General features: G+C 47.4%; 14 protein-coding genes. 6 read left to right on the top strand and 8 right to left on the bottom strand.

Features of this window, described 5'->3' with window-relative positions; genetic code table 11:
• Nucleotides 1–313 precede the first annotated feature (313 nt).
• A complete protein-coding gene (locus D6C13_RS06865; RefSeq protein WP_120132053.1) occupies nt 314–1,303 on the bottom strand; it encodes an MBL fold metallo-hydrolase in 990 nt (329 codons plus the stop codon).
• Nucleotides 1,304–1,488: 185 nt separating this feature from the next.
• Between D6C13_RS06865 and D6C13_RS06870 the strand changes: the two genes are divergently transcribed.
• Entirely contained in the window at nt 1,489–1,779 is a 291-nt protein-coding gene (locus tag D6C13_RS06870) for a hypothetical protein (protein ID WP_120132054.1), read from the top strand.
• A 58-nt stretch (nt 1,780–1,837) separates the two neighbouring features.
• Here the strand turns inward: D6C13_RS06870 and D6C13_RS06875 are convergent, their stop codons facing one another.
• The 4 genes from D6C13_RS06875 to mgrB form a co-directional block, all read right to left on the bottom strand.
• Complete coding sequence (locus D6C13_RS06875; RefSeq protein ID WP_013576199.1) at nt 1,838–2,074, bottom strand: DUF4060 family protein; 237 nt, start codon at nt 2,072–2,074, stop codon at nt 1,838–1,840.
• Between the two features lie 135 nt (nt 2,075–2,209).
• Complete coding sequence (locus D6C13_RS06880) at nt 2,210–2,512, bottom strand: phage protein NinX family protein (RefSeq protein ID WP_120132055.1); 303 nt, start codon at nt 2,510–2,512, stop codon at nt 2,210–2,212.
• Nucleotides 2,513–2,625: 113 nt separating this feature from the next.
• Complete coding sequence (locus tag D6C13_RS06885) at nt 2,626–2,898, bottom strand: YebO family protein (RefSeq protein ID WP_120132056.1); 273 nt, start codon at nt 2,896–2,898, stop codon at nt 2,626–2,628.
• 143 nt (nt 2,899–3,041) lie between these two features.
• Nucleotides 3,042–3,149 carry a PhoP/PhoQ regulatory lipoprotein MgrB gene (mgrB, locus tag D6C13_RS26285; RefSeq protein WP_482822411.1) on the bottom strand — a complete coding sequence of 36 codons (108 nt, stop codon included), beginning with the start codon at nt 3,147–3,149 and terminating at the stop codon, nt 3,042–3,044.
• Between the two features lie 778 nt (nt 3,150–3,927).
• Between mgrB and D6C13_RS06895 the strand changes: the two genes are divergently transcribed.
• Together D6C13_RS06895 and D6C13_RS06900 are read left to right on the top strand one after the other, a co-directional pair.
• Nucleotides 3,928–6,621, top strand: a complete 2,694-nt coding sequence (locus D6C13_RS06895; protein WP_120132058.1) for an autotransporter outer membrane beta-barrel domain-containing protein — start codon at nt 3,928–3,930, stop codon at nt 6,619–6,621.
• A gap of 171 nt (nt 6,622–6,792) precedes the next feature.
• Nucleotides 6,793–7,029: a YobH family protein gene (locus D6C13_RS06900; protein WP_120132059.1), complete on the top strand. Its 237-nt coding sequence runs from the start codon at nt 6,793–6,795 to the stop codon at nt 7,027–7,029.
• A gap of 65 nt (nt 7,030–7,094) precedes the next feature.
• On the opposite strand, the gene D6C13_RS06905 is transcribed toward D6C13_RS06900, so the two are convergent.
• A complete protein-coding gene (locus D6C13_RS06905; RefSeq protein ID WP_015697897.1) occupies nt 7,095–7,340 on the bottom strand; it encodes a DUF2766 family protein in 246 nt (81 codons plus the stop codon).
• 200 nt (nt 7,341–7,540) lie between these two features.
• Here D6C13_RS06905 and D6C13_RS06910 point away from each other — a divergent pair, with 200 nt between their 5' ends.
• The 3 genes from D6C13_RS06910 (at nt 7,541) to D6C13_RS06920 (ending at nt 9,866) form a co-directional block, all read left to right on the top strand.
• Nucleotides 7,541–7,732: a YdfD/YebW family protein gene (locus D6C13_RS06910; RefSeq protein ID WP_120132060.1), complete on the top strand. Its 192-nt coding sequence runs from the start codon at nt 7,541–7,543 to the stop codon at nt 7,730–7,732.
• Nucleotides 7,733–7,859: 127 nt separating this feature from the next.
• Entirely contained in the window at nt 7,860–9,500 is a 1,641-nt protein-coding gene (locus D6C13_RS06915; protein ID WP_120132061.1) for an ABC transporter substrate-binding protein, read from the top strand.
• 150 nt (nt 9,501–9,650) lie between these two features.
• Nucleotides 9,651–9,866: a hypothetical protein gene (locus tag D6C13_RS06920; RefSeq protein WP_120132062.1), complete on the top strand. Its 216-nt coding sequence runs from the start codon at nt 9,651–9,653 to the stop codon at nt 9,864–9,866.
• 68 nt (nt 9,867–9,934) lie between these two features.
• Here the strand turns inward: D6C13_RS06920 and D6C13_RS06925 are convergent, their stop codons facing one another.
• Nucleotides 9,935–10,222, bottom strand: coding sequence for a hypothetical protein (locus D6C13_RS06925; protein WP_120132063.1), 288 nt, complete (start codon nt 10,220–10,222; stop codon nt 9,935–9,937).
• A gap of 363 nt (nt 10,223–10,585) precedes the next feature.
• Nucleotides 10,586–12,094 (bottom strand): sensor domain-containing diguanylate cyclase, encoded by a 1,509-nt coding sequence (locus D6C13_RS06930; protein ID WP_120132077.1) that lies wholly within the window; start codon nt 12,092–12,094, stop codon nt 10,586–10,588.
• Nucleotides 12,095–12,471 lie beyond the last annotated feature (377 nt).

Here is a 12,471-nt window from a genome sequence, read left to right on the forward strand (position 1 = left end):
GCCACTGTCCGGCACCCCATGCCGGGACTGACGAACGCAGTGTTGCAACACTATCAGCATAATGCACTGTATCTTAAGCAATCCCGGGGATGACCACCGGCCAGCGGGTTTAAGCGCGTCCTGATACAAATAATTATTTCATCAGATAAATAACCGGTACGGGATAATCCTCTTTCCCTGGAAATTAATTAACATATCAGTAACCCCTTCACATGGTATGCCTTCGTATATGCACACCTATAAGTGATAATACTTCTCATTTAATAAATCAATAATTGCACTTTGCTCTCTCCTGAGAACCGACAAATGATATTCAATCTTTAGAAATGCTTGCGCCAATTTTTAAGGGTTTAAATGCCATTTCAGGCGAGTCACTTTGAGATATAGCTTGCGCTAATTCGTTTAAAGGTTGATCCAGTGAGTCATCCGCTAATTCAAAAACACCCCAATGGATCGGAACGGCTTTCTGACAACGCAATTGTGAAAAGACTGTCACAGCTTGCTGCGGATCCATGTGTTGCGCGCTCATGAACCATCTTGGTGCATAGGCACCGACAGGGATTGCGGCTAAATCGAAAGGTCCGAGACGCTGGCCAATGAGTTCAAACTGATTGCTGTAGCCACTGTCTCCGGAAAAATAGAACCGGAAATCAGCGTTTCTGACGACCCAACCACACCACAGGGACTGATTACGATCCCAAAATGTCCGCATGCTCCAGTGGCGTGCAGGCACGGCTGAAAAAGTCAGATCACCAAACTGATGTTCCTGCCACCAGTCAAGTTCTTCGATATACCGTGCTCCGCGCCGTTCGAGCCACGGTTTCATACCTAAAGGCACCATAAACTGCACATCTGGAAAACGTCGCAGGAGCTTGCGCACGGTCGCGCGATCCAGATGGTCATAGTGATTATGTGAAAATAACACCACGTCGATCGGAGGCAACATTTCAACCGTTGCAGCAACGGGCGTTTTACGTTTAGGTCCGTAGAAGCTCAGCGGCGACGCTCGCGCCGACAGTGCGGGATCCATAAGAACGTAACGTCCGGCCACCCGTAGCAATAAACATGCATGCCCTAAAAACCATAAGCGATCATCCGTTCCGCTAAAATCAGCACTCTGCCACCACTGGCTGATGAAATGTTCATAGCCCTTTTCTGGTGGCGCGGGCAGACGAAGAGCTTTACGTTCTTTTCTCCAGCGTTTGAAATCCCCCTCCTGCCGGTTCTGCGGTTCGGCATTGGTGAAACCGTCGGGCGTATGATGAGATTTTGAAGGGTCGTAATAGGGATTTTTACCAGGCATAAGACTCCACAGGAAAACTTTACGGTTTGAACGAATGTGTGATCACATCATTTTAAGTAGCATATTTATTAATCGCACTACAGGCAGAAAGTGAAAAATTATGTGCCAATTCAGCAGCTGAATGAGGTTAAGAAAATCTTAATAACTGTGTGTTTTACTGAGGACATTCAAAAAGGAGGAAATTTATGACCAGGAACACAACTCAACGCCGTCGCTCATTTGCTGCGCGACTCACGCATATTATGCAGATCCAGACTCAATACGGACGCCTGTGGCTCAATTCGCGTTTTCGCCGGGTGAAAGTTCCCGTTTCGCTGAAAGTCACCGGTTTCGCTGTTCTGACGCTGATGGTTCTGGCGATCACCGGCACAATGCTGCTGATGCTTGACCTTTTCAGCCTGATTTCGGGGTTACTGAAGCGCCCTTTCCGTCGGGGAAATATTTACCGCCGCCAGCTGATGAGAAAGCCGGTATAAAACAAAACCGTGTCAGTTTAACGACACGGTTTGAGATTACGGGGATGTATTCCTGTTTTCAGGCAGGCATACCGCAAAGTTTGGTCAGATTTCTGGCGCCGATCATGAGGGTTGCAACATAGGATTGTCTGCGGGTCACGACTTCGACTGCAACACGCGCATCTTTATACTTAATAAGATAGGTAGAAGGCCAACCCTGCCGGCGTTTGCCGTAGGCTTTTTCATGACTGTCGATAGCTGCATGAGCAACCACCAGATGGGAAAGAGTTTTATCACCTTTAATGATGCGCTTCATAATGGACTCCGCCTTAGACACAACTGTCAAAATGAGGAAACATTAATCACTTGATACGCATCGCTTTATGCGACGCTTATTCGAATCACTTCTTTGCAAAACTTTGTCACAATCTGAGTATCTCTGCGCTTTTGATTATGCGCAAGTCTTACTAAGCAGGAAACATACCATTGCTGCACGAAGAGGCCGTTTGCTTTGCGCCTGCCACTGCCCATTCGGGCTGCTTATCTCAGCCAGCCAGAGCGGATCGCTCTGCAACTCTTTAAAATTGATGCTGATTTTGTTGGCGCAAATAATCGGCCACGCGTCGGAGGGGTTGTTGCAATAATCTTTGCCCTTCATACCACCGTAGGGATACCACTTCTCAGGTTCCTCTCCCGTCAGTAAAGCAATGTTGTGGTTGACTTCGCTATCGTTTTCTTCCGACCATTTGATCATTAGTTCTTCCATCCTGCAAGGCACATGCGTGGAGACTACCGGAAGAATAAGACAGATTTATGAAGGTTTAGCCGCAGGGGAAACCCGCCAGAAGGCGGGCTTACGGAACAAGATTATCTTTCAGGAATAAAACCACGCAGGCTGAGAGCAGAATCATCTTCTGCTTCAACAGGAGGCAATTTGCCTCGCGCCTGTGCAGCGAGAACCTTGAGCAACTCGGTTTGCTGGCGTTGCTGCTCAGCTATCTCCTGCAACAAAGCTATTTGTTCATTTGCCCTGACACTGGCCCGGCTTATAAAAAACCACACCAGCAGAAATAGCAAAGCTGAGAGTGCGCACAGCACCAATGAAGCCAGGCTGTTTTGGCCCATTGCGAAATCAAACATTGACGACCCTACCACTGAATTTTCAGAGCCTTCATCTTACCATCACCGGCAGATCAGGGAAGTCATTCACAAATCTCTTAACGAAAAAACAGGCTTTTCTTAACGCCGGCTGCCGACAGTTCATGATTTCAGGCATAATTCCCTTAAAAAGGGATGAAGGAGGTGATCGCACATACGCCCAGATCAAAATTCCCTCCCTGATCGCAATAGCTGTTGAGCGCAAGCAGGTAAAGGCCAATGCAAATGAGCAGGAAAAGGACAAACGTGACGACCCTCCTGACATTGAAAACAGGTTTTTTCAATTTGATGGCAGGTCTCTTTTGGTTTAAACAGCGTCTATCAGGGCTCAAAGGCGACGTCCAACGGATGAATGAACAGACAGACATAGTACGACGAAAATCTTAAACAGCGATATAACAAAGCATCGGCTTTACAGGCTAAACATCCTGCAATAATCACATACGTAAATCATATATAGAAATGCATACATTTTATCTATATATACCTATTAAGCAAGAGTTGACCTGCATCAAATAAAGCAACTTAATCATTCCCCTTTCAAAAAAAAACTTCACCTTCTGATTTTCTTAAAAATGAACTTCATTACTCATACATTAAAACGCTGCATAGAGAAACAACAGGAAAAGATAAAAGCCATTCATCACAAAGCATAATCTCTGGAAAAGCGGTTCATTCAGCGGAAAACATCCAACACGCTCTTAAATCGGCATCAGGTACTGCCTGGTTAACTATAGTTTTTTATAAAAAATGCGTTTTATTTAGAAAGCATAAAGAAAGTATTTTGCTTTAATAGGAAATTAAAAAGCAAAAAAACCTGAAAATAAAATATAAATCTCATCATTTAATTAATTTTCACTGGAACTTCTTTATTGAATTACACCATGCATTAAAATATCATCCCGCCGTCGAACAGTTCTTCTGTCTCTTCTGTTATATAAATGAAAGCATAGTGGCTGAAATAATTACCAGCTGATTCATGCTGACTATTTTTTGTTGAGGGATTAATAAATGCATGCATGGAATAAAAAGTTCTTCGTTTCTAAAATAGCGCTGGCCTGCGCTGTTGCGGTAACTGCACCTGCGGCGATGTCTGCTGATATCTCCGGTACCGTCTACGATACCTTCTATCATGACTCCGCACTGGCGAGTCATATCGGCTACCGCGGTTATGTCGACAATGACGGTGCAAACACCAGTTACACCGGGGGAGACATCTACTCTTCTATCAATAATTCTGTCGTGAACGGTGTTCTTTCTACCTACTATCTGGGTTTTGATAACGGCACCAATAATACGCTGAATATTACTAACACAACCGTTAACGGGATGATCACTTCCGAGTGCATAACGACTGAATGCGGCGATGTACGTAATGATTACGACCAGTCACCTTTGCAACTGACCATTGATAATTCTACTATCAATGATACTTACGAACATTTTGATTATGACGTAACTGATGCAGATAAAGTCCGTGACCATGACCACATTAACACCTACGATATGGGCGTTGCGGTTACATTGGATCAGGAAAGTAATATTCTTATCCAGAATAATTCTCACGTTGCCGGTATTGCACTGTCACAGGGCTATCAGTGGGTAGATACTGATGTTAATAACAGTAATACTTTTGATAATACCCTGACAGTAAATGATTCTGTGCTGACCTCAGGTTCATACACTGAATTAGAAACCACGGGTTTCTACGGCCAGTCAGATAAACCAAGTGACTACGGTAATATCAGTGCCTCAGGCACTGCGGCTGACGATATCGCACTTTCCGTAATTGCTAACTCTGCCGCTGATAACGCAATGAAAACAACTGCTGTTTTCAATAACTCAACAATCTCCGGCGACGTCTATTTCGAAAGCAGCTTTGATCATAATTACTATGTTGGCGGTCACGACAACAACGGTGATGGCGTACCTGATACCAACGGCTGGGATGATACTGACGAACTTAATCTGACCCTGGATAATGGCAGCAAATGGGTAGGCGCAGCGACCTCTAATGTGCAGGCTGATGCAATGCTGTACGACCGTAGCACTAACAGCATCTGGCCTGGTTCAGTATTCAATACTACAACGGGTTACCTGAGTGGTGATCAGGTCTATCAGAGCGGGCTGTTCAATGTCGCACTGAACAACGGTTCTGAATGGGATACCACTAAGTATTCTAACATCGATAATCTGACAGTGAACAATCAGTCACAGGTCAATGTTGTTGACTCTGCCCTGCTGGCCGACAATATTTCCCTGACTAATGCATCAAGCCTGAAAATTGCTGCACATGGTGAGGTTTATACTGACGCCCTTAATCTGAGCTCAGGCAGTAAAGCAACCCTGACCGAAGAAACCGCGTCTCTGTATGCAAACACCATTACCGTAGGCAACGGTTCTGAGCTGAACTTAGGCGCAGGCCAGGTCGATACGCACAATATGGTGCTGACTGATGACGGTACCTTCAACGTGGGCAGCCGTGAGTTCGTACTGAATTCCGATATGAACAACGCCCGCGATAATACTGCTGCTGATTATGTTTATGATCGCGGTACTGTGGGTATCAATTCCGACGGTCACCTTGCAGTTAATGGCGTGACTAACGGTAACTATCAGGTTCGTGTCAATAACGCGACCGGTGAAGGCCGTGTTGCTGATTACGAAAATAAAGAGCTGATCCGCACCTACGGCGGCAACGCTACCTTTACTCATGCAAACACTGCTGATCTGGGTGCCTACAAATACCAGGCTCAACAACAGGGCGACACTGTCGTTCTGGCTAAGCAAGGGATCACCTCTACGGCAAACGCCGCTCTGAGCCTGCCTTCTTCTAATGCTGAAACCTGGAACATGGAGCAGGATACCCTGAGCAACCGTATGGACAGCTCACGTCACACCCAAGGTGATGACAAAGGCGGCGTGTGGGTCAACTACTTCGGTGGCCATCAAAATGGTGACAACGGCGTAGTTGATTACGATCAGGACATCAACGGTATTATGATCGGCCTGGATAAAGTCACTGAAGGTGGCGGCGATCGTCAATGGCTGGTCGGTATGGCGGCAAGCTTCGCAAAATCCAGTTTGTCTATGGATGATGCTGATGCAGATACAGACAGCCAGTCAGCTCGCGTATATTCAAGCCTGGACTTCAAAAATGGCTTGTTCGTTGATACCTCTTTGAGCTATAGCCACTTCAACAACTCTACTGACAGCACCATGAGTGATGGTCAGCAGGTGTCTGGTGATAGTTCAACGGATGCATGGGGCTTTGGTCTGAAAGCCGGTTACGACTGGAAATTCGCACCACAAGCTTACCTGACTCCGTATGCCAGCACCACCGGTGTATTCATTGGCAATGATGACTACAGCATGAGCAACAACATGCAAGTCAGCGATCAGGCTTATGACAGCATGCGTTATGAGTTAGGTACCAACATCGGTTATACCTTCGACCTGGGTGCTAACCAGGCCGTCAGCCCTTACGCAACGCTGGCCTATGTCTATGAAGATGCTAACAACGATGCCGACATCAACGGTGACCGTATCGATAACGGCATTGATGGTTCAGCGGTACGCGTTGGTTTAGGCGCTCAGTTCGACATGAGCAAAAACTTCACCATCTACGCAGGTGCTAACTACCTTGGCGGCAGCGATGTTGATCAGCCTTGGGCAGCAAACGCCGGTATGAAATACCGCTGGTAATTTGCAGGTCTGAGCATTCGTTCTGTCAATAAAATGGCCCCTTTTCAGGGGTCATTTTTTTGCCTTTTTCGGATTCAGATACATCAGCAATGACATTCTGATAAAAATAACTTCTACTATGCTTATCAATATCCTGAATAATTCAGGAACAGATATTTAGGGAGTTTCAGAATGGGTATCGTCAAGACGATTATTGTGCTGGCCGTGATTTATGCCATTTTTCTTTTTTCAGGGTACGGCGTAACGGTCGGCAGTAGCGAGAATGCGGCGGGATTAGGCCTGAAGTGCCAGTACTTAACGGCCAGAGGGATTGTCAGCTCTCAGTATATTCATTCAGACAGCGGAGTCATTGGTGTAGCGAACTGTCCGATATTCAAAAAAATCGGCGAAGTGGTCGACAATAAATAACACACATTTTTAGCTTGTCATGCCCGTCAGCACGGGCATGACTATCATTTTTATGCTGTCATTGATCAGCTATCGTGCTTAGTGAATTTCAGTTCAATTAATGAAATCGCTTTTTCAATTGCACGTTTGGTCACCGGATCGGCACCTGCCGGATGCTTGCTGAAATCAATACTTTTCAGCTGATGGGACATCTTTTCGCGCACTTCTGCTGGCGCAATGATTTCAATCACATCCAGAATTTGCTTAATCACCAACTGGCATGCCACCAGATCAGATTCGATTTCCTGTTCTCTGTTTAAAGATTCGGACATGAGCTGCTCCTTCCATTACGTCATTCATAAAAATTATGGTCGCGAGGATATCATGCCCTTTATGGAAATTCTCTTTTCTGCCATTTCTGCTTCCTTCCCTCTTTTCAACCGAACAAATATCCAGCAAACGCACGTTCTTACATTTTGTTACGCGCACATTAGTTCTATGCTTAATCTGATGACAAAGAAGGAGACGCGCTATGTTCGCTCTAGTTTTGACCATTTGTTATCTGGGCGGAGGATGTGAAGACCTGGTGGTGGATGCCTTTAACACTCAGAAACAATGTACCGTTGCAATGTACCAGCAAGGCTTACGGCAGGCCGGGTGCTATCCTATCGAAGATTTTATTGATGGCTACTGGATCCCTGCGCACGAAAATGCCGATTTCTGATCCACTGTGTTGCCTTTCACAGAGTAATAACAAAAGTCTCATAAAGATTGCTAAAGTGTCAGAACAAAGGTATGAATACCCTGTTAATCATTGATATTTAACCATATTGACAGGGCAGGAAATGGCAATGACGATACGTAAAACTTATGGAAGCTTTAAAAAAATCCCCCTCGCGCTTCTTCTCTCTACCACTTTTATGGCTTCATTTACCACCTACGCTGCGACCGTTCCCGCAGGTGTAGAGCTGGCGGCCAAACAGGAAATTGTCCGTAACAATGGCAGTGAACCAGCATCTCTTGATCCGCACAAAGTGGAAAGCGATGTGGAATTCAACATCATCAGTGATTTGTTTGCCGGGTTAGTCACCATAGACAGTAAGGGCGATGCTCAGCCATCACTCGCTGGCAGTTGGGAAACCAAAGACAACAAAACCTGGGTTTTCCATTTGCGCCCCGGCATTGTCTGGTCTGACGGCTCACCTATTACCGCGCAGGATGTGGTCTTCAGCTGGCAACGCCTGATCGACCCGAAGACTGCCTCACCTTATGAAAGTTATCTTGGCAGCATGCATGTGCTGAATGCCGCAGAGATTATTGACGGTAAAAAGACCGCCGATCAGTTAGGAATCAAAGCGCTGGATAAACAAACGCTTGAAATCACCCTTGATCAGCCGCTTTCCTATTTCCTCGGTATGCTGGCGCACCCTTCCCTTTCGCCAATCAGCCAGGCAGATGTCGAGAAATACGGCGATAAATGGACCCAGCCGGGAAATCTGGTCAGCAGTGGTCCCTTCAAGCTTGATACCTGGACAGTCAACGAGCGCATCACCGCTGTACGCAACCCGAACTACTGGGATAACGCGCATACGGTCATTAATAAAGTGACGTATTTACCGATCGCTTCAGGCACGGCAGATGTTAACCGCTACAAAGCCGGCGAAATCGACATCACTTATACCGTGCCTTCGCCGCTGTATGCCTCACTGAAGAAAGAGCTGAGCTCACAGGTTCACGTCAGCCCTTATCTCGCCGTCTATTACTATGCGATGAACACGCAGAAGCCGCCGTTTAACGATGTGCGCGTACGTAAAGCGTTGAATCTGGCGATTGATAAGTCGATTATTGCCGATAAAGTGTTAGGCCAGGGGCAAATTCCGGCATGGCATTTATCGCCGGATAACACCGGTGGCTTTACTTTCGCCAAACCAAAAGAAGCCAGCCTGACGCAAGACCAACGTAACGCAGAAGCTAAAAAGTTGCTGACCGAAGCCGGTTTCGGCCCGGACCATCCGCTGAAATTTAACCTGCTCTACAACACGTCAGAAGCGCATCAGCGCATTGCGATTGCCGCGGCCTCAATGTGGAAAAAGAATCTGGGTGTGGACGCCGTATTACAAAATCAGGAATGGAAAACTATGCTCGATACCATGCATCAGGGAACGTATGAAGTCGTGCGTTACGCCTGGATAGCGGACTATAACGAGCCTTCCACTTTCCTGAATACCTTGCGTACCGGCAACAGCGAGAACACGCCAAAATTCAGCAATGCGGCTTATGATCAGGCACTGAATGATGCACTGAAAGCCACCGACAAAGCCGACGTTGGCAAAGCTTATCAGCAGGCAGAGCAGATACTGTCCGAACAATCACCGGTTATTCCGCTGTATCACTATGTCAGCGCACGTCTGGTAAAACCGTATGTCGGGGGCTTCAACGACAGCCTGCTGAATTACATTTACACCAAAGACTTGTACGTAATTAAGCATTAACAACAGCCTATTTCTCCTTCCGTTGACGCTTTACGGAAGGAGAAATCATTCTTACCTTCTCTGCCTGTGACTTCCCCGCCTCCGTGATCAGACTTGCCACGCGCCACTCAGATGGTAGATTGTACGTAAATCACACAAACGGGAGCTGTTATGAAATTCTCGGAAAGTGAGATACAACCGCTTTGGGATGAAGTCGCGCGAATTATTGGTGATGGCGTAATTCAGATGCGCCACAGAGGTGAGCCGTTAAGTGCCGATGCGCTGATTGGGTATCTCGATGAACAACTGATCACGGCGACCGGCGTCCAGCGCCGCATTCTGCTCGGTGCCGCCATCAATATGCTGAAAACCGACCGTCGTTCCTGAATGACGGCAACACAAAATCCTCGCGACCTTTTCGGGTAACGAGTCGTTAAACCATCATCAGCCTGCCATTATTTGGATTGCGCCGCACGCCCCTGCGCAAATAAGAAAATGCGCTGCGTAATATCATCTGCGCCGAGAATGTTTCCCTTCTGCTCCAGACTGGCTTTGGCATAAGCCACATCATGCGCCTGATCGACCATGCTGATCAGCTTGTCACGCGTGGGTTTGTCCAGGATCCCCAGCAATGTCGTCAAAATGGCCTGATAGGCATTTGAGGCATAAGTCAGTTGTCTTTCACGTTGTTCCAGCGCGTCAATGCGAACCATCAGGGCCTGCAATTGTTCTTGATGCGTCATAGCGGCATCCTTCTTCACGGGTGGAAAATAACCGGAGACAGCGAAGTAAGAAAATCCTCGCCGGTTACTGACATTAAGTTTAGCAGAGTTAAAGAAAGTGAGACGTTGCCCGCGGACGGCAGGCAAGGTAAACCGTTGTTCAATGAGCTGTTAACTGCCGGTGCAGGCAGATGTAACCGTTGCTTAACTCAAATGCCCGCCTGCGCGGGGCTTCTGATGGCGTGGTGAGTAACAGAGGCAGTACCTGCTTACAGAGCGCAAAATGACAGCCGGATACCTGATGTGACATTTTCTGCCACAGCATTATTTGTTCATTGCTAAATAACCCTGTCAGGGCAGATAGAGCCCTGACTGAGTAAACCGTTATTGCGGCCCGACAACTACGCGGTTACGCCCTTCCTGCTTGGCTTTATATAACGCCTCATCGGCTCGTTTCAATGACGTCTCCGGTTCGCCCTGCTGCTGATTCCAGTAAGAAACACCTAGTGAAATGGTGATTGGGCGGATCCCCGGCAGCACTAGGTTTTCCACGTTCTGACGCAGGCGTTCGGCAATCATTTGTGCTTCAGCCAGGGTGGTATCTGGCAGCAATACCAGAAACTCTTCCCCCCCCACGCGGCACAGAATGTCACTTTCACGGGCGTTATGGCGGATTTGTTCGGCCAGTGATTGGATCACTTCATCACCGGTATCATGGCCGTAGGAATCATTGATCGTCTTAAAGTGATCGATATCCAGCGCTATGGCAGAAAACTGCTGACGCATCTGCACCACAGATTCCAGCGCCATCGCCAGCCCGCGACGGTTAAACAGCCCAGTCATCGGATCGGTCTGCGTCTCGAATTTCAGTTTACCAATTTTCTTCTGCAATAAATTAATGCCGATCAGCAAGGCTCGTTTGAGCTGGTTCGACTCGAAATACCAGGACGGGATTTCACGGATGTTGGTAGAAATATCCGGTTTATCCATTTCGTTCGCACTGCGCGCCAGTAACCAGAGCGGACGGGCGATCATCCGGGAGAACAGCCAGACACAAATCAGCGTCAGCAGCGCCAGCGGTGTCAGGTGTTTAAGCACTTTGACCATCAGCCCTTCGAGCGGTTTAAGCGTCGAGTCGGTCGGTCGCTGCGTGACAATTTCCCAGCCAGAAGACGGTACGACGGCATAACCGGCGAGCATGTTCTGCCCCGCCAGATTAGTGACCATCAGGCTACCGTTGGATTCTTTTCTGGCTGCTTCGGTCAGCGGACGGGGCTTAACCACTTCCCCGATGCGATAGGCATCCGGGTGATAGAGAATACGTCGCTCTTTATCGAGCACGGCAATATAAGAACCATCGCGATAATAATGCTCGCCCAGCAACTCATTCAAAATGCTCTTCTGGCGCAGGTAGATGGTGCCGGCGATATACCCCAGGTATTTGCCCTCTGCCGTGATAACCGGCGTAGAAATCACAATCACCAGATTCTGAGCCGCTGAAATATAGGGCTGACTGATAAGCGGACGCCGTTCATTCAGAGCCTGAATAGCACCGGGGGTATTGAGGATATGGCCCACAAGTTGCAGGCTGTCTGGCGACGTCGCCAGGATCCGTCCCTGCGCATTGGTGAGTACCACGGAGTTAAAGCTGTCAGTCTGGTATTTGAGGCGTGCGGTTTCAGATTGCAGAACGGCAGGATCGTCAAAATGTCTCGCCGCGATCACACTGCTGTAGGCGAGCTGTTTCTGCATACTTTTCAGAAACTGTTCGGTGCTGGCGGCCAGTTTCGTCGCGTAAACGCGGTTCTCTTCGAGCGTATTGTCGATAAGTAACTGGCGCTGAACACGATAGCTGGCATAAAAGCTATTGGCGAGCGTCACAAAGGCGCTCATCACGGCTAAAATCAGGATCAGGCGGCGCAGATCAATACGGAACAGAGAGCTTGAAAGGAGTGAGCGCAACAAAAAGTCATTCCTGTGGCAAAAAGTGGCTCATATGTAACACCACGGCCCCCGATGCACAATAAGGCCGAAAAAATAAACTATTATCCGTCTGAATCCGCAGCAAAAAATTGCACTTAGTCTCAGCAGACTTAAATCAAATTTTTGATATTGAAGTTTATATGCAAATATTTCCCTTTATTTGCGATATTTTCAGTTAATCTCGGACGTAAAAAACGGAGGCATAAAGCCTAATGCTGGTCACTTAAGGTGACCAGCATTGTTTTTTAAAGGATATTTCGACCTTTTTTCTCTCACTTCCCTTGCAT

Source organism: Rahnella woolbedingensis, assembly GCF_003602095.1.
Classification (GTDB): domain Bacteria; phylum Pseudomonadota; class Gammaproteobacteria; order Enterobacterales; family Enterobacteriaceae; genus Rahnella; species Rahnella woolbedingensis.